The sequence below is a fragment of the Oceanibium sediminis genome (assembly GCF_003265325.1).
Taxonomy (GTDB): Bacteria; Pseudomonadota; Alphaproteobacteria; order Rhodobacterales; family Rhodobacteraceae; genus Halovulum; species Halovulum sediminis.
Map to the genome: position 1 here is coordinate 42,307 of NZ_QGNX01000010.1, position 25,911 is coordinate 68,217.

The 25,911-nt window shown below is 65.0% G+C and carries 24 protein-coding genes and 1 tRNA gene; 16 read left to right on the forward strand and 9 right to left on the reverse strand.

Annotated features, from left to right (window positions below):
- Positions 1-9 precede the first annotated feature (9 nt).
- The gene (locus DJ029_RS18760; RefSeq protein ID WP_112324028.1) at positions 10-1,233 is read left to right on the forward strand and encodes a multidrug effflux MFS transporter; all 1,224 of its coding nucleotides are present in this window, start codon (positions 10-12) and stop codon (positions 1,231-1,233) included.
- Here the strand turns inward: DJ029_RS18760 and DJ029_RS18765 are convergent.
- From DJ029_RS18765 to DJ029_RS18790, 6 genes are all read right to left on the reverse strand, one after another.
- Positions 1,187-2,491, reverse strand: coding sequence for a branched-chain amino acid ABC transporter permease (locus DJ029_RS18765; RefSeq protein ID WP_112324029.1), 1,305 nt, complete (start codon positions 2,489-2,491; stop codon positions 1,187-1,189). The genes DJ029_RS18760 and DJ029_RS18765 overlap by 47 nt on opposite strands.
- Positions 2,488-3,492: a branched-chain amino acid ABC transporter permease gene (locus DJ029_RS18770; RefSeq protein WP_112324030.1), complete on the reverse strand. Its 1,005-nt coding sequence runs from the start codon at positions 3,490-3,492 to the stop codon at positions 2,488-2,490. The genes DJ029_RS18765 and DJ029_RS18770 overlap by 4 nt, the downstream gene beginning before the upstream one ends.
- Complete coding sequence (locus tag DJ029_RS18775; protein WP_157966448.1) at positions 3,489-3,965, reverse strand: hypothetical protein; 477 nt, start codon at positions 3,963-3,965, stop codon at positions 3,489-3,491. Before DJ029_RS18775 ends, DJ029_RS18770 begins: the two co-directional genes overlap by 4 nt.
- On the reverse strand, positions 3,958-4,668 hold the full coding sequence (locus tag DJ029_RS18780; protein WP_112324032.1) for an ABC transporter ATP-binding protein: 711 nt from the start codon (positions 4,666-4,668) through the stop codon (positions 3,958-3,960). The genes DJ029_RS18775 and DJ029_RS18780 overlap by 8 nt, the downstream gene beginning before the upstream one ends.
- A complete protein-coding gene (locus DJ029_RS18785) occupies positions 4,668-5,447 on the reverse strand; it encodes an ABC transporter ATP-binding protein (protein ID WP_112324033.1) in 780 nt (259 codons plus the stop codon). The genes DJ029_RS18780 and DJ029_RS18785 overlap by 1 nt, the downstream gene beginning before the upstream one ends.
- A 78-nt stretch (positions 5,448-5,525) precedes the next feature.
- On the reverse strand, positions 5,526-6,716 hold the full coding sequence (locus DJ029_RS18790; RefSeq protein WP_112324034.1) for an ABC transporter substrate-binding protein: 1,191 nt from the start codon (positions 6,714-6,716) through the stop codon (positions 5,526-5,528).
- A 200-nt stretch (positions 6,717-6,916) separates the two neighbouring features.
- Between DJ029_RS18790 and DJ029_RS18795 the strand changes: the two genes are divergently transcribed.
- Genes DJ029_RS18795 through DJ029_RS18805 form a run of 3 tightly spaced genes read left to right on the forward strand, consistent with a single transcriptional unit; the run spans position 6,917 to position 9,161 of the window.
- Positions 6,917-7,612, forward strand: a complete 696-nt coding sequence (locus DJ029_RS18795) for an ABC transporter permease (RefSeq protein ID WP_112324035.1) — start codon at positions 6,917-6,919, stop codon at positions 7,610-7,612.
- Positions 7,609-8,313, forward strand: coding sequence for an ATP-binding cassette domain-containing protein (locus tag DJ029_RS18800; RefSeq protein WP_112324036.1), 705 nt, complete (start codon positions 7,609-7,611; stop codon positions 8,311-8,313). Before DJ029_RS18795 ends, DJ029_RS18800 begins: the two co-directional genes overlap by 4 nt.
- The gene (locus DJ029_RS18805; RefSeq protein ID WP_112324037.1) at positions 8,310-9,161 is read left to right on the forward strand and encodes an ABC transporter substrate-binding protein; all 852 of its coding nucleotides are present in this window, start codon (positions 8,310-8,312) and stop codon (positions 9,159-9,161) included. Before DJ029_RS18800 ends, DJ029_RS18805 begins: the two co-directional genes overlap by 4 nt.
- Here DJ029_RS18805 and DJ029_RS18810 read toward each other — a convergent pair.
- Complete coding sequence (locus DJ029_RS18810; RefSeq protein WP_157966449.1) at positions 9,102-10,307, reverse strand: MFS transporter; 1,206 nt, start codon at positions 10,305-10,307, stop codon at positions 9,102-9,104. The two genes, DJ029_RS18805 and DJ029_RS18810, sit on opposite strands and share 60 nt — an antisense overlap.
- 232 nt (positions 10,308-10,539) lie before the next feature.
- Here DJ029_RS18810 and DJ029_RS22535 point away from each other — a divergent pair, with 232 nt between their 5' ends.
- Positions 10,540-10,698, forward strand: a complete 159-nt coding sequence (locus tag DJ029_RS22535) for a YjiS-like domain-containing protein (RefSeq protein WP_368854696.1) — start codon at positions 10,540-10,542, stop codon at positions 10,696-10,698.
- A gap of 43 nt (positions 10,699-10,741) precedes the next feature.
- On the forward strand, positions 10,742-10,963 hold the full coding sequence (locus tag DJ029_RS18815; RefSeq protein WP_112324039.1) for a DUF1127 domain-containing protein: 222 nt from the start codon (positions 10,742-10,744) through the stop codon (positions 10,961-10,963).
- A gap of 180 nt (positions 10,964-11,143) precedes the next feature.
- Here DJ029_RS18815 and DJ029_RS18820 read toward each other — a convergent pair whose 3' ends face one another.
- Positions 11,144-13,531, reverse strand: a complete 2,388-nt coding sequence (locus DJ029_RS18820) for an ATP-dependent helicase (RefSeq protein ID WP_112324040.1) — start codon at positions 13,529-13,531, stop codon at positions 11,144-11,146.
- A 159-nt stretch (positions 13,532-13,690) separates the two neighbouring features.
- Between DJ029_RS18820 and DJ029_RS18825 the strand changes: the two genes are divergently transcribed.
- The 8 genes from DJ029_RS18825 (at position 13,691) to DJ029_RS18860 (ending at position 24,153) form a co-directional block, all read left to right on the forward strand.
- A complete protein-coding gene (locus DJ029_RS18825) occupies positions 13,691-14,110 on the forward strand; it encodes a VOC family protein (RefSeq protein WP_112324041.1) in 420 nt (139 codons plus the stop codon).
- A 152-nt stretch (positions 14,111-14,262) separates the two neighbouring features.
- The gene (locus DJ029_RS18830) at positions 14,263-14,883 is read left to right on the forward strand and encodes an NAD(P)H-dependent oxidoreductase (RefSeq protein WP_112324042.1); all 621 of its coding nucleotides are present in this window, start codon (positions 14,263-14,265) and stop codon (positions 14,881-14,883) included.
- A 3-nt stretch (positions 14,884-14,886) separates the two neighbouring features.
- A complete protein-coding gene (locus tag DJ029_RS18835; protein ID WP_112324043.1) occupies positions 14,887-16,806 on the forward strand; it encodes a monovalent cation:proton antiporter-2 (CPA2) family protein in 1,920 nt (639 codons plus the stop codon).
- Positions 16,807-17,036: 230 nt separating this feature from the next.
- On the forward strand, positions 17,037-20,483 hold the full coding sequence (locus tag DJ029_RS18840) for a pyruvate carboxylase (protein WP_112324044.1): 3,447 nt from the start codon (positions 17,037-17,039) through the stop codon (positions 20,481-20,483).
- 21 nt (positions 20,484-20,504) lie between these two features.
- Positions 20,505-21,887, forward strand: a complete 1,383-nt coding sequence (locus DJ029_RS18845) for an MFS transporter (RefSeq protein WP_112324077.1) — start codon at positions 20,505-20,507, stop codon at positions 21,885-21,887.
- Between the two features lie 54 nt (positions 21,888-21,941).
- Positions 21,942-22,016, forward strand: a tRNA-Gly gene (locus tag DJ029_RS18850).
- 500 nt (positions 22,017-22,516) lie between these two features.
- Positions 22,517-23,239, forward strand: a complete 723-nt coding sequence (locus DJ029_RS18855) for a GntR family transcriptional regulator (RefSeq protein ID WP_112324045.1) — start codon at positions 22,517-22,519, stop codon at positions 23,237-23,239.
- Positions 23,239-24,153, forward strand: a complete 915-nt coding sequence (locus DJ029_RS18860; RefSeq protein WP_112324046.1) for an ornithine cyclodeaminase family protein — start codon at positions 23,239-23,241, stop codon at positions 24,151-24,153. The genes DJ029_RS18855 and DJ029_RS18860 overlap by 1 nt, the downstream gene beginning before the upstream one ends.
- Before the next feature lies 1 nt (position 24,154).
- Here the strand turns inward: DJ029_RS18860 and DJ029_RS18865 are convergent, their stop codons facing one another.
- The gene (locus tag DJ029_RS18865; RefSeq protein ID WP_112324047.1) at positions 24,155-24,454 is read right to left on the reverse strand and encodes a ferredoxin; all 300 of its coding nucleotides are present in this window, start codon (positions 24,452-24,454) and stop codon (positions 24,155-24,157) included.
- A 231-nt stretch (positions 24,455-24,685) separates the two neighbouring features.
- Between DJ029_RS18865 and DJ029_RS18870 the strand changes: the two genes are divergently transcribed.
- Together DJ029_RS18870 and DJ029_RS18875 are read left to right on the forward strand one after the other, a co-directional pair.
- A complete protein-coding gene (locus DJ029_RS18870) occupies positions 24,686-25,423 on the forward strand; it encodes an iron-containing redox enzyme family protein (protein ID WP_112324048.1) in 738 nt (245 codons plus the stop codon).
- A gap of 69 nt (positions 25,424-25,492) precedes the next feature.
- On the forward strand, positions 25,493-25,807 hold the full coding sequence (locus DJ029_RS18875) for a 2Fe-2S iron-sulfur cluster-binding protein (protein WP_112324049.1): 315 nt from the start codon (positions 25,493-25,495) through the stop codon (positions 25,805-25,807).
- Positions 25,808-25,911: the final 104 nt, after the last annotated feature.

Below are 25,911 nucleotides of genomic sequence, written 5' to 3' on the forward strand. Positions count from 1 at the left end.
GGGGGCTGCATGACGGCAGGTTCCCGCCAACGCCCGGGACCGGCAGTACCCTACATTCTTGCGGCATGTACGGCGGTCAGCGTCCTTTCCACGGACCTGATCGTGCCGTCGATTCCCGATTTGCCGGAGGTATTCGACACCAGCGTGAAGCTTGCGCAGATGACGGTCAGCATCAACCTGGCCGCCTATGCGCTGGCGCAGCTCGTCCACGGGCCGCTGGCCGATGCCTTCGGGCGCAAGCGGCTGCTGGTCGGCTCTTTCGTGCTGTTCGCGGTGATCTCGGTCCTCTGCGCGCTTGCGCCGACGATGGAGTCGCTGCTGACCGGGCGCTTCGTGCAAGGGTTGCTGTCCAGCGTACCCTCGGTCGTGATCATCCTGATCATCCGTGAGCTCTATGACGAGAAGCGCGCCCTGAAGGTGATGGCGCTTTACGGCGCGACGCTGGGCCTTGCGCCCGCGATCGGGCCGCTGCTTGGCGGTTACCTGCATGTCTGGATCGGCTGGCAGGCGGGGTTCTGGCTGATCGCCATCATGGCGATCGCGGTGATGCTGGCCGTGGTGCGCATCGTCCCTGAAAGCCTGCCGGAAGCGAAGCCGCTGAACCTGGCCGGATCGCTGCGCGACTACGCGCAGCTGCTGGCGTTCCCGGGCTACCTTGGGGCAGCGATGGGCGTGTCGCTGCTGTTCGGGGCCTACTTCTCCTACATCACGGCGGCGCCGGTGATCTTCATCGACGTGCTGGGACTGCCGACGGAACGCTACGGCCTGTCCCACGTGGCGATCGTCGGGGCCTATATCATCGGCAACATCATCGCGACCCGGCTGAGCAACCGCTTCGCGCCCGGCCAACTCTTGCGCATCGCCTCCGTGGGCATGCTGGCGGCCATGGGCATTCTGCTGGGCGCGGTGCTTGGCGGGGCCTATTCCGTCGCCGTCATCCTGGCGGCCATGTCGCTCTACGGCGTGTTCCTCGCCTTCGTCCTGGCTGCCGGCCCGCTGGTGGTGCTGGAAGTGGCGACGGATGCGCCCCAAGGACCGGCCTCGGCCCTGCTCGGCTCGATCCAGCTCGGCATGGCGGCGCTTGGCGGCTACCTCTGCGCGCATTACTTCGATGGGCAAACCCCTAGGGCCATGGCCGTGGTGATGACCGGCATGGTCTGCCTTGGCGCGGTGCTGGTCTGGGCCGCTACCCGGCGCGGGCCCGTCGCTCCGGAACCAGTCCCCGCGGACTGAAGCGCAGCACGATCAGCAGGATCAGCCCCATCAGGAACAGCCGCAGGTGGGGCGCTGCCTCAAGCAAATGCCCGGCGATGGCCGAGTCGTCGGGCAGGCGATCCGTCACGATGCTCATCAGCCACAGCCCGGCCGGTTCCGCCTGCACCCAGAGGAACCAGATCACGAAGGCCCCAAGGACCGAGCCGGTGTTGTTCCCCGAGCCCCCGACGATCACCATCACCCAGATCAGGAAGGTATAGCGCAGCGGCTGGTAGGAGGTGGGCGTGAACTGCCCGTCCAGCGTTACCAGCATCGCCCCCGCGATCCCCACCACGGCCGAGCCGAGCACGAAGACCTGCAAATGCCGCGCGGTCACGTCCTTGCCCATCGCCTCGGCGGCGTCGCGGTTGTCGCGGATCGCCCGCATCATCCGCCCCCAGGGGGAACGCAGTGCGCGCTCGCTCAGCCAGTAAAGGACGATCAGCACGACCAGGAACAGCCCCGCGTAAAGCAACTTCACGAAGATCCCCGACAGCGCGCCGGGGTCCTGCCCCAGCCGCAGGGCGAGGTCGGCGAACCACTGGGTTTCCTGCAACTCCACTTCGTAGGGCACGGGGCGGGGCAGGCCGGTCACGTTCTTCACGCCGCGCGTCAGCCAGTCCTCGTTCTTGATGACGGCCAGCAGGATTTCCGAGATCCCCAGCGTCGCGATCGCAAGGTAGTCCGAGCGCAGACCAAGGCTGATCTTGCCCACCACCCAGGCGACCCCGGCCGCCAGCACGCCGCCCGCCGCCCAGCCCAGCACGATGGGCAGGCCCAGCCCGCCCAGGTAGCCCGTGGCTGCCGGATCGACGCTTTCGATGGCATCCACCGCCGGGTCATAGGCCATGCGTGTCACCGCGTATCCCGCGATGATCGCCAGCGTCACAGCCACCCGGCGGCGCGTGCCGCTCAGGTGGCGCACCAGCATCGCCACGACGAAGATCGTCGCGCCAAGCGCCAGCCCGGCCAGCGCGATGCCCGTGCCGCCGGCACGCCACGCTTCGCCCACCGGGGGCATGGAAAACAGCACCGCCGCCACACCGCCAAGGGCCGCGAAGCCCATGATCCCGACGTTGAAGATCCCCGCGTAGCCCCACTGGATGTTGACCCCCAGCGCCATGATCGCCGAGATCAGGCTGAGGTTCACGATGGCCAGCGCGACGTTCCAGCTCTGGAACATGCCCACGGCGACGAGCGCCAGCCCCATCAGGATGAAAAGCGGGAACGGTTTCATATCACTTTCCCCCGGAACAGGCCCGTCGGGCGTATCAGCAGCACCAGAACAAGGATCACGAAGCTGACCGCGAACTTGTAGTCCGTGGACAACAGTTGGAGTAGGCCGTCCGTCTCCCAGCCGAAGTAGCTGACGAACTTCTTGTAGGCATAGGTCACCGTCACCTCGGAAAAGGCGATGATGAAGCCCCCCGCGATGGCCCCGACGGGGTTGCCGATGCCCCCAACGATGGCCGAGGCGAAGATCGGCAGCAGCAGCTGGAAATAGGTGAAGGGCTTGAAGCTTTTGTCGAGGCCGTAAAGCGTGCCCGCGATGGTCGCCAGCGCCCCGGCGATGATCCAGGTGTAAAGGACCACGCGGTCGGGGTTGATGCCCGACAGCAGGGCCAGGTCCTCGTTGTCGGAATAGGCGCGCATCGCCTTGCCCATGCGCGAATGGTTCAGGAAGCGGAACAGCGCGATCACCACGATCACGGCGACGACGATGGTGATCGCCTGCGTCGTGCGAAACGCCAGCCCCTCGGCCAGGCCGGTCATTTCCTTGAAATCGCGGGCAGTGATGATGAACCGCTCGCCATCGGCAAACCGTTGGTCGTCAGGGCCGATGATCAGGCGGGTCAGCCCGTTGGTCATGAACATCACGCCCACGCTTGCGATGACGAAAACGACGGGCACCGCCCGTTGCTCGCGGTAGAAGCGATAGACCGTGCGATCAAAGACCAGGCACAGCGCCACCGCGCCAAGAATGCCGAAGGGCAGGGCCAGAAGGGCGGTCGGTAAGGGCCCCGCGCTGATCCCCATGGCCTGCATCCCCCATGTAATCAGGATCACGCACATCGCCCCGAAGGCCATGGTGTCGCCATGGGCGAAGTTCGAGAACCTGAGCACCGCGTAGATCAGCGTGATCCCCAAGGCGCCAAGGGCGAGCTGCGCGCCGTAGGCGAGGCCGGGCACGAAGACGAAGTTCGCGAACAGGACGAAGGCGTTCAGGATGTCAGTCATTGAAGGAACTCGTGTTGGTTTTCAATGGCGCCGCATGACTCAAGACAGGAAAGAGAAGTCCTGTAAAATCTATTGAAAGTTGGGGCTAATCCTAGTTTCGGCTCTTCCAGGTACCTCAACACCATATTTTTGTGCAGGTCAGATATTATTGTAACTGTAGCGAGGTCGAGTTCAGCAAAGCCAGTGTCCCATTCCTCTGACTTCACTCGGCAATGTCCGTAAAGAAGGAGTATGTCGTGCCCGAATTCGCGTATCTGCCTCCTATTGTAATCGTGAAGTGCCAAGTATGATTTCATACTCAGCTCAATGCTATGAGACATTAGGTTCATAATCGCCGGATCTGCCTGTAAATCGCCGACATCCGTTAATGGTATGCGTCCGCCTTCGGCCTTACGAGCCGCGTCAAAATATATGAATGCGAGGTCGGCGAGCGACTGGACCAATTCCATTTTCTTTTCAACATTCTCACCCACCAAGGAAACTCTTCCTCACCTCGGGGTCCGCCAGCAGCGCCTCGCCCGTATCGGTAAACCGGTTCTGCCCCTGCACCAGCACGAAGCCCCGGTCGGCGATGTTCAGCGCCTGCTTGGCGTTCTGCTCCACCATCAGGATCGCGATGCCCGTCGCCGCCACTTCGAGGATGCGGTCGAACAGCTCATCCATCACGATGGGGCTGACCCCGGCGGTCGGCTCGTCCAGCATCAGGACTTTCGGCTGGGTCATCAGTGCGCGGCCCACGGCCACCTGCTGGCGCTGCCCGCCGGAAAGCTCGCCCGCGGGCTGTTTCGCCTTTTCCCTCAGGATCGGGAACAGGTCATAGACCTGCGAGATGGTTTTCTCGAAATCATCCTCCCGAAGGAAAGCGCCCATCTCCAGGTTCTCGCGCACGCTCATCGAAGTGAAGACGTTCGAGGTCTGCGGCACGAAGCCCATACCCGCCGCCACCCGCGCCTGCGGGCTGAGCGCGGTGATGTCGCGCCCGTCCAGCATCACCCGGCCCTTGCGCAGGGGCAGCATGCCGAAGACCGCCTTCATCGCGGTGGATTTGCCCGCGCCGTTCGGGCCCACGATCACCGCGATCTGGCCCTGTTCCACGGAAATCGTGCAGTCATGCAGGATATCCGCGCTGCCATAGCCGCCGGTCATTGCTTCGCCGATCAGGAAAGGCTCTGTCATCACGCCGCCCCCGGCTTGTTCTTCAGGCCGGTGCCTAGGTACGCCTCGATCACCCGTTCGTCGGACTTCACCTCGTCGGCCGAGCCTTCGGCCAGCACCTGCCCCTCGGCCATCACGATCACCGGATCGCAGAGGCGGGAGATGAATTCCATGTCGTGTTCTATCATGCAGAACGTGTACCCCCGCTCCTCGTTCAGGCGCAGGATCGCGTCGCCGATGGTGTTCAGCAGCGTGCGGTTCACGCCCGCGCCGACCTCGTCCAGGAAGACGACCTTGGCGTCCACCATCATCGTGCGGCCCAGCTCCAGCAGCTTTTTCTGGCCCCCCGACAGGTTTCCGGCCAGTTCGTCCGCCACTTGCGGGATTTCGAGGAAGTCGATTACCTCTTCTGCCTTCTCGCGGACGGCGCGTTCCTCTTCGGCCACCTTGGCGCCCTTGAACCAGGCGTCCCACAACCGCTCGCCCGATTGGCGGGGTGGGACCATCATCAGGTTCTCGCGCACCGTGAGGGTGGAGAATTCGTGGGCGATCTGGAACGTGCGCAGCAGCCCGCGCCCGAACAGCTCATGCGGGGTCAGGCCGGTGATGTCCTCCCCATCCAAGTATACATGCCCAGACGTGGGGCGGTAGTGCCCCGCGATCACGTTGAACAACGTGGTCTTGCCTGCGCCGTTCGGCCCGATCAGTCCGGTAATGGAGCCGGTGGCGATCTCGAGCGATGCGCCGTCGACGGCGCGGATGCCGCCGAAATGCATGTGAAGATCGTCAACCCGGATCATACGCAAACCCTAGAACAGATACGGAAAACCCGGAAAGCAAAAAGCTTCCCGGGTCCATTTTTTAGGCAACTGCGGCAATCAGCGGAAGCGGACCGTTTCGTACTCGCCGTCCTTGACCACGTACTCGCGGTAGGTCCCGGCGGCTTCGCCCGGCCCGATCAACTCGACGTTGGTCGCACCGACGTAGTCCACGTCACCGCCATTGGCGAGGATTTCCAGCGCCTTGGCCAGTTCGCCGGGCAGGATCGGCTCGCCCGGCGCATTGGCGACGTCCAGCAGGTTCGCGGCAACCGCTTCCTTCGTGGCTTCGCCGCCGGCCTGCATCGCCAGCGCGATCAGCGCAGCCGCGTCATAGCTTTCGCGCGTGAAGGAGGTGGAGCCATCCACGCCCGCCGCCGCGACCACCTGGTCGAAGGCGTCAGCGCCTTCGCCTTGGCTCCAGGGAACGGTGCCCATGGTGCCGTTGAGGCCGCTGCCGAGGGTTTCGAGCAGGCTGTCGGCATACATGCCGTCGCCCAGCGCGAAGGTGTCGAAGGCGCCGCTGTCCAGCGCGGACTGGATCACGCCGACGCCGCCCTGGTCCGCGTAGCCGAGCACGACCAGAACCTCGCCGCCCGCGGCGGCCAGTGCGCCGACTTCGGCGGAATAGTCGCCCTTGCCGTCCTCATGCGCGGTGTTGATCGTGACTGTGCCGCCGTTCGCCTCGAAGTTGGAGATGAAGCTGTCGGACAGGCCCTTGCCGTAATCGTTGTTGGTGTAGGTGACGGCGACTTCCTCGATCCCGTTGTCGATCAGCGTCGCGGCCAGCACCTCGCCCTGGCGGGCGTCGGAGGGGGCGGTGCGGAAGAACAGGTCATTGTCGTCGATGCTGGTCAACGCGGGCGAGGTGGCCGAGGGCGACACCATCACGACGCCGTTCGGCACGGCCACGTTGTTCGCGACCGCGGTGGTCACGCCCGAACAATCCGCGCCCATGATCGCCACGACCCCGTCGGAGGAGATGAGCCGTTCCGCCGCCGCCGTGGCCGCCGCCGCGTCAATGCAGGTGCTGTCCGCGCGCACGGGCTCGATCACCTTGCCATCGAGGAACAAACCGGATTCCGAGACTTCGGTCATCGCCAGTTCTGCGCTGGCTGCCATATTCGGCGTCAGGGATTCGATCGGGCCGGTAAAGCCGAGGATCACGCCAACCTTGACCGCGTGGCCATCCGCAAAAGCCATGGTGCCCACAAGGGCGGAAGCGGCGGTCGCAAGAAGCAGTCTCTTCATCTGTAGTCTCCCAGTGTTGCGTATCCGGTCTATGCCCGTTTCGGACTTGGTCGCCTGGGGCGTCGACCGGAGGAATCATTGGGCAAACCATATCGGGTTGCACCCGCCTTGCAAGGGCCCTACGGTTTTCATGCGTCGCCCACCGGATCCGTGGATGCCCGGTCTGGGCGCTTTACTCAAAGTCAACATGGCGCCCCCGGATGGATACTCTTTCAGCAGCCTGGACACTTCTGCTGACGGCGGACGCGGAGCTGATGGGAATTATCGGCCTGTCGCTGCGCGTCAGCCTGACGGCGACGCTGATCGCGACGTTGATCGGCGCGCCGATCGGGGCCGCGCTGGCGATTTGGCGGTTTCCGGGGCGGCGGCTGGTGTTGCTGCTCGCCTCCACGCTGATGGCGTTGCCGCCCGTCGTGGCGGGGCTGTTCGTCTATCTTGCTCTGTCGCGCGCCGGACCCTTGGGCGAGCTTGGGCTTCTGTTCACGCCCGCGGCGATGATCGTGGCGCAGTCGATCCTGATCCTGCCGATCATCATCGCGCTGGTGCATGCGGCGATCCAGCCGATGCAGCGGGAATACGATGACATGCTCACCTCGGTCGCGGCGGGGCCGTGGCTCAGGGTGCGCACGCTGATGTGGGATGCGCGCTTCGTTCTGGTGACCGCCGTGCTGGCCGGGTTCGGCCGCGCCATCGCCGAGGTGGGCGCGGTGCTGATCGTGGGCGGCAACATCGCCGGTGTGACACGGGTGATGACGACGACCATCGCGCTTGAAACCTCCAAGGGGAACTTGGAGCTGGCGTTGGCGCTGGGGCTGATCCTGATGTTCATCGCCTTCGCGGTGAACGTCGTCATGCAGGGGCTGACCCGCTTCGGCCGCCAGTACGAGGTTGCATGAAAGCAGGTCTGGACATCCGCGACGCCACGCTGGAGGCCGGCGGCCAGCGGCTGCTCGGCCCGCTCACGCTTCAGGTGCAGGGGCCCGGCATCACCATGATCATGGGGCCGAACGGGGCGGGTAAAAGCCTGTTCCTGCGCCTGGCCCACGGGCTTGCCCGGCCGGAACGGGGGCAGGTGCTTTGGAACGATCAGCCGGCGCGCGGCACCATGGCAAGCCGGGGCTTCGTGTTCCAGAGCACGCCGGTCCTGCGCCGCTCGGTCGCCGCGAACGTCGGCTTTCCGCTTCAGGCGCAGGGTGTGCGCGGGGCAGATCGGCGCGCGCGTGTGGCGGACGCCCTGCGCGCAGCGCGGCTTGACGGACGGGCCGATCAGCCCGCCGCCCGCCTGTCCGGGGGCGAGCGGCAGCGCATGGCCCTGGCGCGCGCGCTGATCTGCGACCCGGTGGCGGTGCTGCTGGATGAGCCTTCGGCGAACCTCGACCCCGGCTCCACCGCCGCGCTGGAACAGTTGATCCGCGACAGCGCGTCCCGAGGGGTGCGGATCATGATGTCCACCCATGACATCGGGCAGGCGCGCCGGCTGGCCGACAGGGTCCTGTTCTTTTCCGAGGGGACCCTGGTGGAACAGGCCCCGGCCGCGGATTTCTTCGACGCGCCGCGCAGCGAAGCGGCCCGTCGCTACCTTGGGGGGCTGCTATGATAAGGAATATGTGCCTCGCGGCGGCCATATGGCTGGCCGCGATCCCGGCCGCCGCGGCGGAATTCATCACCGTCGCATCCACCACCTCGACCGAGAATTCGGGCCTTCTGTCCGAGATCCTGCCGAAATTTACCGAAAAGACCGGGATCGAGGTGCGCGTCGTCGCCGTCGGCACCGGGCAGGCGCTGCGCATCGCGCGCAACGGTGACGCGGATCTTCTGCTGGTTCACCACCGCCCGTCCGAGGATGCCTTCGTGGCCGAGGGCTACGGGTTGGAGCGGCGCGACGTGATGTACAACGACTTCGTGCTGATCGGCCCCGGCGACGACCCCGCCGGGATCTCCGGGGCGGGCGACGTGTCCGAGGCGCTGGTGCGGATCGCCGAGGCCGAAGCCCCTTTCCTGTCGCGCGGCGACGACAGCGGCACCCACAAGAAGGAACTGGAACTCTGGGCCGAGGCCGGGGTCACCCTGCCGGACGGGGGATGGTACCTTGAAACCGGCTCGGGCATGGGCGCGACGCTGAACATCGGCGTGGCGACCGGGGCCTACGTGCTGACCGACCGGGGAACATGGATCACCTTTGGCAACAAGCGCGACAACGAATTGCTGTTCTCGGGCGATCCGCGCCTGTTCAATCCCTACGGCGTCATCGTGGTCAATCCCGAGCGCTTTCCACACGCGAAGGTCGAGGCGGCGCAGGCACTGTCCGACTGGCTCGTCTCCGCTGAGGGGCAGGCGGCCATCGGCGCGTTCCAAATCGAGGGCTTGCAGGCCTTCTGCCCCAACTCACCTGAGAAAGCGGGGCGCCGTGAGCAGGAAGAAGAACGCTGCCCCGCCGACCGATAGAACCGCCGTGGGCAGGCCGACCAGGTCCGCCAGACTGCCGAGCAGCAGCGCGCCGAGCGCGGCGCTGCCGATCCCGGTCATGACCCAGAGGCTCATCACCCGGCCGCGGTAATCGTCGGGCAGCGTCGGCAGCAGGGCGGCCTGCATGGTGATCCCGATCACCGTGCCGGTCGCGCCAAGCGCTGCCGCCGCCGCGACCGTCAGCGGCCAGCTGTCGCCCAGGACCAGCACCGCCGAGACCGCCAGCCCGCAAAAGGCGGCGATGCGCGCGGCCAGCGGCACGGTCCCCGCGGGTTGGCGCGGCAGGATCACCGACAGACCTGCCGCGCACAGCGCCCCGAGCCCCGTGGCGGAGGTCAGGATCCCCAGTCCCGCCGGCCCCTGCTTGTAGATCCCGTCCGCGATCAGCGGCATCAGCTCCAGCAGGCCCCGCCCGACGACGGCATTGGCCGCCGTTATCGCCAGCACCGTGCGGATGAAGGGCGATTTTATCGCAAGGCCGAAGCCCGAAGCCAGCGCCGCGAACAGCCCCATATCCGGCGCGCCGCTGTACTGGCGCTCGCGCGGGTGCAGGAACGGCAGGATCAGTTGGTAGGGCAGCGACAGCGCGACGATGGCCCAAAGCCCGGTGCCGATGCCGAACTGCGCGATCAGCATACCGGCGATGGCCGGGCCGACACTGCGCGCGAGGTTGAAGTTGATCGCCGCCGCGCTCGAGACGGAGCCAATCGCCTCTCGCGGGACCAGCAGCGGCGCGAGGCTCATGCGGATCGGATGATGCGCCGAGGTGACGATGCCGATCGACATGGCAAAGCCCAGCAGCAAGGTGGTCGACATCCACCCCAGTCCGTAGCTGCCCGCCATCGCCACCGAGATGGTGAACATCGCGAATTGCGCCATAGCGGCGGCCCGGCGCACTTCTGCACGGTCCACCAGAGCCCCGAACAGCGGGCCGGTCAGCATCACCGGCGCAAAGTTCAGGAACGCGACCCAGCCGACGAAACTGGCGCTGCCCGACAGATCCCAGGCCAGCCAGGCCAGCGTCGTGCGCTGGATCCACAGCGCCTGAAGGGCAAAGGCGTTGCCGATGAAGTAAAGGCGGAACCCGGGCGAGTGGAATGCGGCGATGTTCTGGAGAATTTGCATCCTGTCGTGTGTTCCTTGCGGCCGATCCGGCCAAATGGGGCCCCCGGGGGGAGCGTTGCAGCCCATGCATACCGGCAATGCCGCAAGAGACGTTGTTCCTGCGCCGATCAGGAGTATGTGTGCACTGCACAATATGAAGCCTGGGCAAAAGCCCCAGAACGCCGTGAAAGACGATGACATGACGCAAGTAGCACAAGTCGGCAGGTTGCACAGCCTGATGATCGCGACCCGGATGACGGTCTCGGCAGGACTGACTGCTGTACAGCGGAAGGTCGCGGCCCACAGGACCGAGCGAGAGCTCGCGGCGTTGCCGGACGACATACTGAGAGACCTCGGCCTAGAGCGCGGTCGTCTCAGAACAGCGGCCAGGAAGGCTGCAAACCAACTCTGATGATGTGCGCACCCATGGACGGGGCGCCGAAAGGAAGACGAAAATGGCTTTTTTCACTGACACCACCACCACCACCGCAGGCAACGGCCTGTTCGCACGTATCGCCCGCGTTTTCGCACGGATTCAGCAGTCGCTGGCCGAAAGCCGTGAGTTCCGTCGCACCTACAATGAGCTGAACTCGCTCAGCGATCGTGAACTGGCCGACCTGGGCCTGAACCGCATGGACCTGAGCCGCGTCGCCCGCGACACGGTTTACGGCAACTGATAGCACTGATCGTTTCGGGAAATCCGGCGGCGTGTATGGCCGCAAGGCCCGGAAAGATAACGACAGATGCAGTAACGAGTATTAACCGGCAGGGTCCTCCCCCCTGCCGGTTTTTTTATGCGCGCAGGTGATTTTCCGTCGTGTTCAGGCGGGGGCTGACCGGGGGATCGAGCCCCGGACTCAGAACGGAATCGCGTCCGAGGGGCTGAGGTAGCTGGAGACGACGCGCTTGGTGCCGGACTTCTCGAAATCGACGGTCAGCTTGTCGCCTTCGATCTCCATCACTTCGCCGTAGCCGAATTTCTGGTGGAAGACCCGTTCGCCGACCGCAAAGGCGCTGACGGCTTCCGCGTCGATCACCATGTTGCGCGCTTCCGAGGGCGCGCGCGTCCCGCGCTGCCCGGTCCGTGCCTGCATCCGTTTCCAGCCGGGGGAGTTGTAGACGTCCGCGCGCGACACCTTTTCCTCCAGCTGCGAGCCGCGCATCACGCCCGGCATCTCCTGCGTGGCGGGGGCCGCGGCCCCGAAGCCGCCGCCGTACAGGCCGGGGGGCGTCAGCACCTCGACATGTTCGGCGGGAAGTTCGTCGATGAAGCGTGAGGGCAGGGCGGATTGCCACTGGTTGTAGATGCGCCGATTCGCGGCAAAGCTGATCGTGCAGTGCCGCTCGGCCCGGGTGATGCCGACATAGGCGAGACGCCGCTCTTCCTCCACGCCCTTCAGGCCGCTTTCGTCCATCGAGCGTTGCGAGGGGAACAGCCCATCCTCCCACCCCGGCAGGAAGACGGCGGGAAATTCCAGACCCTTGGCGGCGTGCAGCGTCATGATGGAGACCTTGGCGCCGGAATCCTCCTGCGCGTTGTCCATCACCAGGCTGACGTGTTCCAGGAAACCTTGCAGGTTCTCGAACTCGTCCAGCGCCTTGATCAGTTCCTTGAGGTTTTCCAGCCGGCCCGGCGCCTCGGTGGATTTGTCGTTCTTCCAGAACTCGGTGTAGCCGGATTCGTCCAGGATGATCTCGGCCAGTTCCACGTGGCTCAGGTCCTGCTGGCGGGCCTGGGCGGACCAGCGGTCGAAACTCTCGACCAGGCGGCGCAACTCCACCGCCGCCTTGCCCTTCATCGCCCCTTCGGCCAGCACGATTCGCGCGCCTTCCAGCATCGACACGCCATTCTGGCGCGCCGCCTGGTTGATGGTCTGCTGCGCCTTGTCGCCGATGCCGCGCTTGGGGGTGTTCACGATCCGCTCGAACGCCAGGTCGTCGTCGGGCGACAGGGTGACGCGGAAATAGGCCATGGCGTCGCGGATCTCCATCCGCTCGTAAAAGCGGGGGCCGCCGATCACGCGGTAGGGCAGGCCGATGGTCAGGAAACGATCCTCGAAAGCGCGCATCTGGTAGGACGCGCGCACCAGGATCGCCTGGTCGTCCAGGCTGAGCGGGGCATGGCCACGTGTGCCGGATTGATAGGCTTCGATCTCCTCCCCGATCCAGCGGGCTTCCTCCTCGCCGTCCCAATGGCCGATCAGGCGCAGCTTGTCGCCGCCTTCGGCATCGGTCCAGAGCGTCTTGCCCAAACGATCCTCGTTCGCGGCGATCACGCCAGAGGCGGCGGCCAGGATATGCGGGGTGGAGCGGTAGTTCTGTTCCAGGCGCACCACCTTCGCGCCGGGGAAGTCCTTTTCGAAGCGCAGGATGTTGCCCACCTCGGCCCCGCGCCAGCCATAGATGGACTGGTCGTCGTCCCCCACGCAGGCGATGTTCTTGTGCCCGCCCGCCAGAAGGCGCAGCCAGAGGTACTGGGCGACGTTGGTATCCTGGTACTCGTCGACAAGGATGTAGCGAAACCAGCGCTGGTACTTCTCCAGCACGTCGGGGTTGTCCTGGAAGATGCGCACCACGTGCAGCAGAAGGTCGCCGAAATCGACGGCGTTCAGGGTCTTCAGCCGTTCCTGGTACTGTTCGTAGAATTCCGTGCCGCGGTGGTTGTAGGCCCCGGCCTCGGACCCCGGCACCTTGTCTGGCGTCCAGGCGCGGTTTTTCCAGCGGTCGATCAGCCCGGCCAGCATCCGCGCGGGCCAGCGCTTGTCGTCCACGCCTTCGGCCCGGATCAGCTGCTTCAGCAGGCGGATCTGGTCGTCGGTGTCCAGTATGGTGAAGTTGGATCTCAGGCCCACCAGCTCCGCATGGCGGCGCAGCAGCTTGACGCAGATCGAGTGGAAGGTGCCGAGCCATGGCATCCCCTCGATCCGGCCGCCGACAAGGGTTCCGACCCTGTCCTTCATCTCGCGCGCAGCCTTGTTGGTGAAGGTCACGGCCAGGATTTCATTGGGCTGTGCGCGCCCGGTGTTCAGCAGATGCGCTATGCGCGCGGTCAGCGCGCGCGTCTTTCCGGTGCCCGCGCCCGCCAGCACCAGGACCGGGCCGTCAAGAGTTTCCACCGCGTCGCGCTGCGCGGGATTGAGCCCGTCCAGGTAGGGGGCCGGACGCGATGCCATGGCGCGGGCGGACAGCGATTGCTGCTCCCAGCCGCCAAAGGCGTCGCTTTCGTCACTGTCCCAGTCACTCATGGCGCAAGATGTAGCTGGATCGCGCGCGAAAGGAAAGTATGTTCGCTGGATGTTCCCGCCCTTTTTTGGGTCTTGACCTTAAGCGGGGTTGAGGTGGCAAGCTTCGCGTTTTCAAGCACCGGACCGGGCCACCGCCCGGCCCAGAAAGGGAATTTGACAATGACTGCAAGGATTGAACACGCCAACCTGACCGTTCCGGACCTGGATGCCGCCATTACCTTTTTGCAAACGCTCGAACCGGACTTCGAGGTGCTGCACGACAGCGGCCCGGGCGAGGAGTATCGCTGGGTGCACGTGGGCACGCCCGCCGGCTACATCGCGCTGGAGGAGCCCCATGAGCCCGGCAAGCCCGGGACCCGCGCGCGCTACGCCGATTACGGCGTCAATCACGTCGGCTTCGTGGTCGACGACGTGGACGCGGTCGCCGAACGCCTGCTGGCCGCGGGCTACGAGGAAGGCTTCCGCGCGGAACGCCACCCCTCGCGGATCCGGCGTTACTTCCTCGATTCAAACGGGTTCGAATGGGAGCTTGTGCAATACCTCGTCACCGCGCCGGAAGAGCGGTTCCGCTACGCCTGAGGCGCGCGGCGTCCACGATCGGGCCGGGGTGTAACAGGGGGCCGGGGGCGTTCGGGATCGGAAAATGACGAAAATACCCCCTCCCCGCGACAGGGGAGTTCCATATTGGCGATCCGCGCACTACCAAGGATGGCATAACAATCGGAGGTGCCATGGCGCGTATCGTCAACAAGGTCCTGATCCTGTCTGCCCACCCGGCCCCCCGCCGGTCCGAGGTGAATCGGCAGATGATACGGGTGGCGGAGTGGATCCCCGGCGTGACGCTGATTGACCTCTACGCGGAATACCCGACCTTCGACATCGATGTGGACGCCGAGCAGGCGCGGCTGGACGACCATGACATCGTGATCTTCCTGCACCCGATGTTCTGGTATTCGACCCCGGCCATCCTGAAGGAATGGCAGGACCTGGTGCTGGAATACGGCTACGCCTACGGCGAGGGGGGCACCAAGCTGCACGGCAAGACGTTCTTTTCCGCCCTGTCCACCGGCGGCGCCCAGGAAGCCTATTCGCCCGAGGGCTACAACCATTTCACCGTGCGCCAACTGCTGGCCCCGCTTGAGCAGACCGCCAACCTGTGCGGGATGCGCTACCTGCCGCCCTTCGTGCTGCACCGCGCCCGCTCGGCGAAAGAGCTCGGCACGCTGAGACCCCACTCCCACGCCTGGGAGGATCTGCTGGAAGCCCTGGTGCATGGCCGGGTCGACCTGGACGCGGCGACGGTGGGGGAAACGCTGAACCCGCTCGTCGAGCGCCTGCGCGCGGAGGTCTGAGCGATGGAAGGGTTCCTGTTCCAGGCGTTCATCTACCTCGTCGCGGCCGTGGTCGCGGTGCCGATCGCGAACCGGCTGGGCCTCGGCTCGGTGCTCGGCTACCTGATCGCGGGGATCGTCATCGGCCCGCTGTTTGGCGTGGTTGGGGCCGAGACGCAGGATTTGCAGCACTACGCCGAATTCGGCGTGGTCATGATGCTGTTCCTGATCGGGCTTGAGCTTGAGCCAAAGGCGCTCTGGGCAATGAGGCTCAGGCTACTTGGCCTTGGCGGGTTGCAGATCGGGCTGACGACGGCGCTGATCATGGCGGCGGGGATCACCTTTGGGCTGTATTGGTCGATCGCGCTGGCGGTGGGGTTGACCTTCGCGCTGTCCTCGACCGCGATCGTGATGCAGACACTTGGCGAAAAGGGGCTGACGCGCACTGACGGGGGGCGGGCCACGTTTTCCGTGCTGCTTGCGCAGGATATCGCGGTGATCCCGATGCTGGCGCTGATCCCGCTGCTGGCGGCGCCCGAGTTGATGAACGCGAACTGGGGCGGCGGGATCAGCGACATCCGCTTTGCCGCCAGCGCCGAAGGGTCCATCCTGGAGGGGCAGCCGGGCTGGATCGTGACGCTGGTCCTGCTCGGCTCGGTCGGGATTATCGTGGGGGGCGGGCATTACCTGACACGGCCCGTGTTCCGCTTCCTCGCGCTGGCGAAACTTCCGGAAATCTTCACCGCCGCAGCGCTTTTGCTGGTGATCGGCATCGCGCTGCTGATGACGCTGGTCGGCCTGTCGCCCGCGCTTGGCACCTTCCTTGCGGGGGTTGTCCTGGCGAACTCGGAATACCGGCACGAGCTGGAGGCGGATATCGAGCCGTTCAAGGGCCTGTTGCTGGGGCTGTTCTTCATCACGGTCGGTGCGGGAATCGATTTCGACATCCTGGCCGAGCAGGCGCTGCTGGTGATCGGGCTGACGCTGGGCATGATGCTGATCAAGGCGGCGGTGCTGTTCACCCTTGCCAAGCTGTTCCGCCTGCGCGGCTCGGCGGGCTGGCTGTTCACGCTGGGCCTGGCGCAGGCGGGCGAATTCGGCTTCGTGCTGCTCAGCTTTACCACCCAGAACGAGGTGATCCCCCGCGACCTGGGCCAGACGCTGCAACTGATGGTCACGATTTCCATGCTGCTGACCCCGGCGCTATTCATCTTCTACGAAAAGGTGCTGGCCACAAGGATCGACGGCGATGTGCCCGACGAGGACGAGATCGACGAAAGCGGGCCGGTGATCATCGCCGGGCTCGGCCGCTTCGGGCAGGTGGTGAACCGGATGCTGCTGTCCAACGGGCACAAGACGGTGGTTCTGGACAGCCACAACGAGCTGATCTCAGGCTTGCGGCATTTCGGGGTACGCGCGTTCTTTGGTGATCCGTCGCGCCCCGAGCTGCTGCTCGCGGCGGGGATCCGGGACGCGAAGGTGCTGGTCGTCGGGGTCGACGACCACGACAAGGCGGTCGAGATGGTGAAATACGTGACCCGCGAGCACCCCCATGTGCACGTTGTGGCGCGCGCCTATGACCGCGAGCACGTCTACAAGCTTTACGCCGCCGGGGCGCGCGACATCGTGCGCGAGACCTTCGACAGCTCGGTCCGGGCGGGGCGCTACGCGCTGCTGGCGCTGGGCCATCACCCGTTCGAGGCGGAGCGTGCGGCGAAGGCTTACGTCAAGTATGACCGCAACTCCCTGGCACAGCTGGCGCGCTTGTGGGACCCGGACCTGACCGTGATGGAGAACGAGGCCTATTCCGAGAAGGCGCGCGAGCTGAATGCCCGGGTCAACGCGATGATGATGGGCCAGGTCCGTGATGCGGATATCGGCAACGAACGTGCCTGGACGCCCCCCCCCAAGGGGGGCAAGCCGCGCGACACCCCGGCGGAGTGATCCAGCGGAGGGCGGGCAGGCCCGCCCACGCCTTTCGAGCCCGGCAGGCCGGGCGGGTGGCGCGCGTGGCGGCGATTGTGCGCCGCAATGTGCGTTGCGCCTTTCCCTCGGGGCCCGATGCCTCCGGCGGGGATATTTTGGGACTTTGGAGGGGCTGGTGGAATGCTGAATTGTATGTTGCAGTGCGGTAGGCTAGCTTTTGGCATCAACATGAATAACCGGGGCCGTCGATGACCAGCTTTTCAAAGATCCTTATCGCAAACCGTGGCGAGATCGCCATCCGCGTGATGCGCGCGGCGAACGAGATGGGCAAACGCACCGTCGCCGTGTTTGCCGAGGAGGACAAGCTCAGTCTGCACAGGTTCAAGGCGGACGAGGCCTATCGCATCGGTGAGGGGCTGGGCCCGGTCGCGGCCTACCTTTCGATCCCGGAGATCATTCGCGTGGCGAAGATGTCCGGGGCGGATGCGATTCACCCCGGTTATGGCCTGTTGAGCGAGAACCCGGAGCTGGTGGATGCCTGCGATGCGGCCGGGATCACCTTCATCGGCCCGCGCGCCGAGACGATGCGCGCGCTTGGCGACAAGGCGAGTGCGCGGCGCGTTGCGATGGAGGCCGGGGTGCCGGTGATTCCGGCGACAGAGGTTTTGCCCGACGACATGGACGTCGTGCGCCAGATGGCGGAGGAGGTGGGCTATCCCTTCATGCTGAAGGCCAGCTGGGGCGGCGGCGGTCGGGGTATGCGGCCGGTGATGGGCCCAGATGAGCTCGAGGACAAGGTGCTGGAGGGGCGGCGCGAAGCCGAGAACGCCTTCGGCAACGGCGAGGGTTACCTCGAGAAGATGATCCTGCGCGCCCGCCACGTCGAGGTGCAGATCCTGGGCGACAACTACGGCGGGATGTATCACCTGTGGGAGCGGGACTGCTCGGTCCAGCGGCGCAACCAGAAGGTGGTGGAGCGCGCGCCCGCGCCTTACCTCACGCAGGAGCAGCGCGACGAGCTGTGCGACCTGGGCCGCAGGATCTGCGCGCATGTGGGCTATCGCTGTGCGGGCACGGTCGAGTTCCTGATGGATATGGACACCAGCGCTTTCTATTTCATCGAGGTGAACCCCCGCGTGCAGGTCGAGCATACCGTGACCGAGGAGGTCACCGGGATCGACATCGTGCGCGCCCAGATCCTGCTGGCCGAGGGCAAGACCATTGCCGAGGCGACCGGCAAGGACAGCCAGGACGATGTCACGCTGAATGGTCATGCGTTACAGTGCCGGGTGACGACCGAAGACCCGCAGAACAACTTCATTCCCGACTACGGGCGCATCACCGCCTATCGCGGAGCGACCGGCATGGGGATCCGCCTGGACGGCGGCACGGCCTATTCCGGTGCAGTGATCACGCGCTACTACGACAGCCTGCTTGAGAAGGTCACCGCCTGGGCGCCGACGCCGGAGGCCGCGATCGCGCGGATGGACCGTGCGTTGCGCGAGTTCCGCATCCGCGGCGTGTCCACCAACATCGCCTTTGTCGAGAACCTGCTGAAGCACCCCACCTTCCTGAACAACACCTACACGACGAAGTTCATCGACACGACGCCGGAGCTGTTCGATTTCGCCGAGCGCCGCGACCGGGCCACGAAGATCCTGCGCTACATCGCCGACATTACTGTGAACGGTCACCCCGAGACCGCCGGTCGCCCGGAACCCAGCGTGCAGGCGTTCCGCCCCCGCGTGCCGGAGCTGCGCGCCCCGGCCCCCGCGTCGGGGACGAAGACCCTGCTGGACGAGAAGGGGCCGCAGGCCGTCGCCGACTGGATGCTGGCGCAGGAACGTGTCCTGCTGACCGACACCACCATGCGCGACGGTCATCAAAGCCTGCTGGCCACGCGGATGCGCAGCTATGACATGATCAAGATCGCGGATGCCTATGCGCATAACCTGCCGCAGCTGTTCAGCGTCGAATGCTGGGGCGGGGCGACCTTCGATGTGGCCTATCGCTTCCTGCAAGAATGCCCCTGGCAGCGGCTGCGCGATCTGCGCGCGAAGATGCCGAACATCCTGACGCAAATGCTTCTGCGGGCCTCCAACGGGGTGGGCTACACCAACTACCCCGACAACGTGGTCCAGAGATTCGTGCACCAGGCCGCGGAAAGCGGCGTGGACGTGTTCCGCGTGTTCGACAGCCTGAACTGGGTGGAAAACATGCGCGTCGCGATGGACGCGGTGCTGGAGACGGGCAAGATCTGCGAAGGCACGATCTGTTACACCGGCGATATCCTGAACCCCGACCGGGCGAAATACGACCTGAAATACTACGTCGAGATGGGCCAGGCGCTGAAGGGCGCGGGGGCGCATGTGTTGGGGCTGAAGGACATGGCGGGGCTGCTGAAGCCCGCCTCGGCCGAGATCCTGATCCGCACCTTGAAGGAGGAGGTCGGGCTGCCGATCCATTTCCACACCCATGACACGTCGGGCATCTCCGCGGCTACGGTACTGGCGGCGGCCCGTGCCGGGGCGGATGCGGTGGATGCGGCGATGGACGCGTTCTCGGGATGTACGTCGCAGCCCTGCCTCGGCTCCATCGTCGAGGCGTTGCGCCAGACCGACAAGGACACCGGGATCGATCCGGCGGTGGTGCGCGAAATCTCGGACTACTGGGAAGCGGTGCGGAAGAAATACGCCGCCTTCGAGTCGGGGCTGAACGCGCCGGCCTCCGAAGTCTACCTGCATGAAATGCCGGGCGGTCAGTTCACCAACCTCAAGGCGCAGGCGCGCTCGATGGGGCTGGACGAGAAGTGGCACGAGGTCGCGAAGACCTATGCCGAGGTGAACAAGATGTTCGGCGATATCGTCAAGGTGACCCCGAGTTCCAAGGTCGTGGGCGACATGGCGCTGATGATGGTCGCCCAGGGCCTGACCCGAGAAGAGGTGGAGGACCCGGACCGCGACGTCGCCTTCCCCGACTCGGTGGTCGAGATGATGCGCGGCCAGCTCGGGCAGCCCCCTGGCGGTTGGCCCAAGTCTATCCAGTCCAAGGTGTTGAAGGGCGAGACGCCCGAAACCGGGCGGCCCGGCGCGCATATGGCCCCGGTGGACCTGGAAGCGGCCCGCGCCGAGGCGTCCCAGAAGCTCGGCGGGATGGAGATCGATGACGAGGATCTCTGCGGCTACCTGATGTATCCCAAGGTCTTCACCGAATACATGGAGCGGCACCAGATCTATGGCCCGGTGCGCACGCTGCCGACGCCGGTGTTCTTCTACGGCATGATCCCGGGCGAGGAGATCAGCGTCGAGATCGACCCCGGCAAGACGCTGGAGATCCGCTTCCAGACCGTGGGCGAGACGAATGAAGAGGGCCAGGCCCGCGTTTTCTTCGAGCTGAACGGCCAGCCGCGCACGATCCGGGTGGCGAACCGCAAGGTCGTCGGCTCGACCGAAGCGCGGGCCAAGGCAGAGGCCGGGAACCCCGCGCATATCGGCGCGCCAATGCCGGGTGTCGTGGCGAGCATCGCGGCAACCCCCGGGCAGACCGTGGCGGAAGGAGACTTGCTGCTGACCATCGAAGCGATGAAGATGGAGACCGGCATCTACGCCGACCGCGCCGCGGTGGTGAAGGCGGTACACGTCAGCGCGGGGGCGCAGATCGACGCGAAGGACCTGCTCGTGGAATTCGAGGCATAAGCAATGCAGCCGGGGACACCCATGAAGGGACAGATCACGCAAATCGGCGCCCTTCTCGTGGGGTCCGCGGCGCTGTTGTTTGCCGGTGGCATCAACGCCCTGATCCTGCCGTTGCGCGGCACGATCGAGGGGTTTTCCGAACTGTCCCTCGGCCTGCTCGGAACGGGCTGGGCCGTGGGCTATGTCGCCGGGTGCCTCCAGGTGCCTCGTCTCGTGGCGCGGGTCGGCCACATCCGTGCGTTTTCTTCCATGTCGGCGCTCGCGGCGATCTCGATCCTGGCGTCGCTTTTGCTCTTGCATGCCCCGGCTTGGATCCTGTTGCGCGCTCTGGCGGGGTTCTGCTTCGCCGGGGCGGCGATGATCGTGGAAAGCTGGCTGAACGAGCGCACGGCGCCGCATCTGCGGGGCCGCGTGTTCGGCATCTACACGATGGTGAACCTGGCCGCGACGACGGCGGGGCAAATGCTGCTGACGCTGGGGGATCCGGCGGGCTACGTGTTCTTCGTGATGGCGGCGATCTTCTATTGCGTGGCGATTCTGCCAACCTCGATGACGGCGACGATCCAGCCCCAGCCGATGACGACCGCCAGCCTCGATCTCAGGACGCTGTGGCGAAACTCCCCGCTGGCGGTCTGCGCTGTGATGCTGGTGGGCGTGTCGAACTCCTCCTTCGGCACGCTGGGCGCGGTTTTCGGTGCCGAGATCGGCCTGGAGACCGGCACCATCGCGTTGTTCCTGAGTATCGCGGTGATCGCGGGTGCGGCCTTGCAGGTGCCGGTCGGCATGTTGTCGGACCAGGTGGACCGTCGGTTCGTGCTGCTCGGCCTCGCGGGGGTCGCAGCGCTGGTCGACCTGGTGTTCGTGCTGGTCGCCCCGACGAATCCGATGCAGGTTCTGTTGTTGGCCAGCGTGTTCGGGGCGGCGGTCTATGCCATGTATCCGGTGATCGTGGCGCATGCGAACGACCACGCGCCGGATAACTACTACCTGCGCACGAGCGGTGGCCTTCTGATGCTGTTCGGCGTCGGCTCCATCGTCGGCCCGCTGATGGCGGGCGGGCTGATGCAGACGGTCGGCCCGCGTGGCCTGTTCATGACGTCGCTGGTGGCACATGTGCTTCTGATCGCCTACGGCGTGTTCCGCCTTGGCAGCCGCGCGGCCCCGGCCACGGTGGACAAGGGCAACTTCCATGCGGCCCCGCTTGCCGCCGCGACCACGCCGCAGACGCTGGTCCTGAACCCGTCGGCGGACGAGGAACAGATCGATGACGAGCTCCGCGACGCGGAAGACGCGCTTCGGAATGCCGCCGCCGAGGAGGGGCAAGAGGGCGACGTCGAGGAGGGGCAAGAGGGCGACGTCGAGGCGCCTGAAGACGGGGAGAAAAAACCCGATCCCGAGGGATGATTTTGCGCTTGCAGCGCAGGGCAGAATCTCTATAACACGCTGCACGAACGGAGCGCGGGCGTAGCTCAGGGGTAGAGCATAACCTTGCCAAGGTTAGGGTCGTGAGTTCGAATCTCATCGCCCGCTCCAGTTCGAAACATCGCAAAAAGGCCGCCCTCCGGGGCGGCCTTTTGTCGTTTGCGCGGCCGCATGGGCCGGGGGCCAACAAGATCCGCCGTGACGCGAATATCGGTGCGATTCCAAAGGTGAAGCGTGTTCGGGCGCCGATTCGTCCCCAAGGAAGCCCGGGGCCTTGTCGCGCCGTGTCCCCTTGGACAGCGGGGCGGCCCGGGCCGGTGTCGACGATAGGTGGTGGGCGGTGACCCCCCTCACAGACGTCAGGATGATCGTCGCCGCCTGTAGCGGGCTGGCAGCCACCTTCCGCTCAGGCACGGCGCAGACGGCCCGCATCGCCCCGCCCGTGGCACGCCGTCACCGGCGCCGACTGGTCCGCAGGCTGTTCTGCCCTAGTTTCAGACGCGAAATGATTGTGCCGGGCTGGTCGCGGGCCGCTTGCATGCCCGGAATTGTTGGCTTAATTGCGCTTTTGTATATAATCGGCAAAAGACAACGTCGGAGAAGTGGAGCATATGGTAGCTGCATCTGGAAGTGCACGTGCCGAGGCGGGCAAGCCGCGACTTGGGGAATCCCATGCATCGCTCAACGAGCGGGTGCGAGATGCTATCAAGCAGGCCATCATTGCCGGGGAATACAAACCCGGGGACCGGCTGGTCGAGGGGCGGCTCGCCGATCGCTTCGGCGTCTCGCGGAACCCGGTCCGTGAAGCCCTGAAAACACTGGATACCGAAGGTATTGTCGAGATCATACCCCGCCGCGGCGCTTTTGTGACCGCGCTGGATGATGACGAGGTCCGGGAAATCGTGGAATTGCGGGCCGTCCTCGAAGGGATCGGCGCGCGCTTCGCCTCCCAACGCCTGAGCCCCGCGGCGGTCGAGGCGTTGCCCGAAATCCTGAAACAGGGAGAAGAGGCGCTGGCGAACAGGGACCTCGCCGCACTGACGGCGCTGAATGACAAGTTCCACAACGCCCTGGCAGAGGCCAGTTCCAACCGGTTCCTGACGGATTTTATCGGCACGCTGCGCGGCAAGACCCATTGGCTTTTCGCCGGCATCAGCCAGGAGCGCGCGCTGCGGTCTTGGGGCGAACATGCGGCGATCATGCGGGCCGTGATCGACGGTGACGCGGATATGGCGGAACTGCTTGCCAGCCGCCATGTCAGCAACGTGGGGCGGGATCTGCTCTCGGGGGAATTGTCCTCTGATGTCATCCCAGAGGAAGACGAAGACAATTAATGAAACTTGTAGAGAATGACGACGTCCGGGGTGTGGCTGGCCAGGTCGACCTTGTTGATACCCTTCGCAAAGCCTTTCTGGACAGCGCGACCGGCAAGACGGCCCTGCAACCGCGCCAGCGCATTTCATCCGACGCGCTGAAGCTTTCCACCATGGCGGCGATCCTGCCTGAATCCGGTGTCGCGGGGGCCAAGGTCTACACGACGCTGGCGGGGCGTTTTGCCTTCGTGATCTTGCTGTTCGATGCCAAGACGGGTGTGCCGCTGGCCTGCATGGAATCCGACGTCATCACCGAAGTGCGCACCGCCGCGGTGTCGACGATGGCGGCAATGGATTTCGGCCCCGAAAACCCCGAGGTGCTGACGGTCTTCGGGACCGGGCTTCAGGGGCGCTCGCATATCCTTGAAATGGCCGCGCGCCTTCCGCTTCGCGAAGTGCGGGTCGTCTCACGCGGGGATGCGGGTTGTTTCTGCGACGAGGTGAGTGCCGAGATCGGAGTGCCTGTCGCGCAGGTGACGCCCGAAACCGCCGTTCCCGGCGCGGATATCGTGGTCACGGCGACCCGCTCGCAGACGCCCTTGTTCGATGGGGACCAACTCGGGCCGAACGCTTTCGTGGCGGCTGTCGGCAGCACCCTGCCCACCGCGCGGGAGGTTGACGGCCGCACGATCGCACGCGCGTCGACGGTGCTGATCGAGGATCGGGATCAAAGCTTCGCGGAAGCCGGCGGCCTTATCCTGGCTGAGCAGGAAGGGGCCCTGGATCGAGGGAAAGTCATGACCATCGGTCAGGCTTTGACCGCACCCGGAAAGGTGCGGCCGTCTGGTGAGGGGATCGTGGTCTTCGAATCCGTCGGTATCGCGCTGGAAGATGTCGCGATCGCCGCGGCGATCTTCCGCGCGCTACCGTCCTAGCTCAGGCCACCTGTTCCAGCTTTGCGTCCAGGTCGGCGAAGCTGATCAGTTCCTCGATCTCGGCGCGCGCGGCGCTGACGTCGGGGAATTCGCCGAACAGCTTGTTCGGCACGGAATTCACGTACTTCGGTTCCTTCGCGTCGATGATCTTGATCCGCGCGGATTCGTCGACGACCTCGGCAATGGTGAATGTCGCCATTTCCCGCCCGTAGAACAGGTATCTCCACGATTCGAGTGTCTTGATGTTGCTGTCAGGCTCGGAGCTGTATTCCCCGGGCTTGTTGGCGAAGATGATGTACACGTTCGTTCCTCCGTTTGGGTTGGCCTTGTCGGCGCCCAGAATTGCATACAGCATACATGTCGCCAAGTGAAAATTTGACCAATACCCCATAAAAAGAAGCCTTTCCGGCCTATTGCAATTCAAGTGGTACTTAGTATACAGTTTTGGAAGTCTGGTGCGGAGTCAGCGCGATCGCGTCATCCGGACAGACACAAGAAACGAAGCTCAGTTGGCAAACACAGGGAGAAATCCATGCCTGAACTTATGGGGCGCGAGGAATTTCGCGCAGCGCTGGAAAAAGCCATTGCCGGCAACACGGCGAACAAGTCCGGATTCAGCAAGGCTTGGGCGACAGGTACGCTCTCGCGTGATCACCTGGCCCGCTGGGCCGAGAACCACTACCACTACGTTGGGCCCTTCGCGGACTACCTGTCCTACATCTACGCGAAATTCCCCGAGAACATGACCGACGCCAAGGACTTCATGCTTCAGAACATGTGGGAAGAGGAAATCGGTGGGGATCGTCACACCGACCTGCTGATCCGCTTCGCCGAGGCCTGCGGCACCAACCGTGAGCGCGTCGAGGATCCGGACAACATGTGCGCAACCACCCGCGCGCTTCAGTCCTGGTGCTACTCGGTCGCCATGCGCGAGGACCCGCTCGTCGCCGTTGCCGGCCTGGTTGTCGGGCTCGAAAGCCAGGTGCCGTCGATCTACCGCCGCCAGACGCCGATGCTGCGCGAGAAGTACGGCTTCACCGACGAGGAAGTGGAATTCTTCGACCTGCACATCGTCTCGGACGAGATCCACGGCGAGCGCGGCTACCAGATCGTGCTGACCTATGCCGACACGGTGGAAATGCAGCAGCGCTGCCTGAAGATCTGTGAAATCGGTGCGCAGATGCGCCTGATGTACACCGACGGCCTGCTGCGGGAATACGTGAAGCGCGATCTGTCGGACGAAGATCACGAGATGCTCGTCGCCGTCTGAGTCACCCCAATGCAAGACCACGCGCCCGGGAATGCGATTTCCGGGTGCGACTACCTCTGAGGAGGCGAAATGCCGACGGTCAAAATTCACAAGTTCAATGGCGATATCGAAGTCGGGGACGTCAACGAGAATACGAACCTGGTCGTGGCCGCCGGCATTCGACAGTTTCCCTTTCCCCACCTGCGCTACGGCTGCGGGATGGGGCAGTGCACCAAGTGCAAGTCCCGTATCCTGTCGGGGTCCGAGAACCTTCCGGAACCGAACTGGAAGGAAAAGAAACTGCTCGGCAGCGAACTGGACGAGGGCTTCCGCCTGATGTGCCAGATCTGGGTCACCCATGATGTCGAGTTGCGCCAGGAAAAGCCGAAACGGGACGATGGCTGACCCGGTTCACACCATGGAAACGCGCGACTGCTGCGGTGCTTGCGGCAGATGCGGAGAGGCGGGCGGAACGCACCGTTCGTGGGATTTTTTGGGTGAGGGGCCGG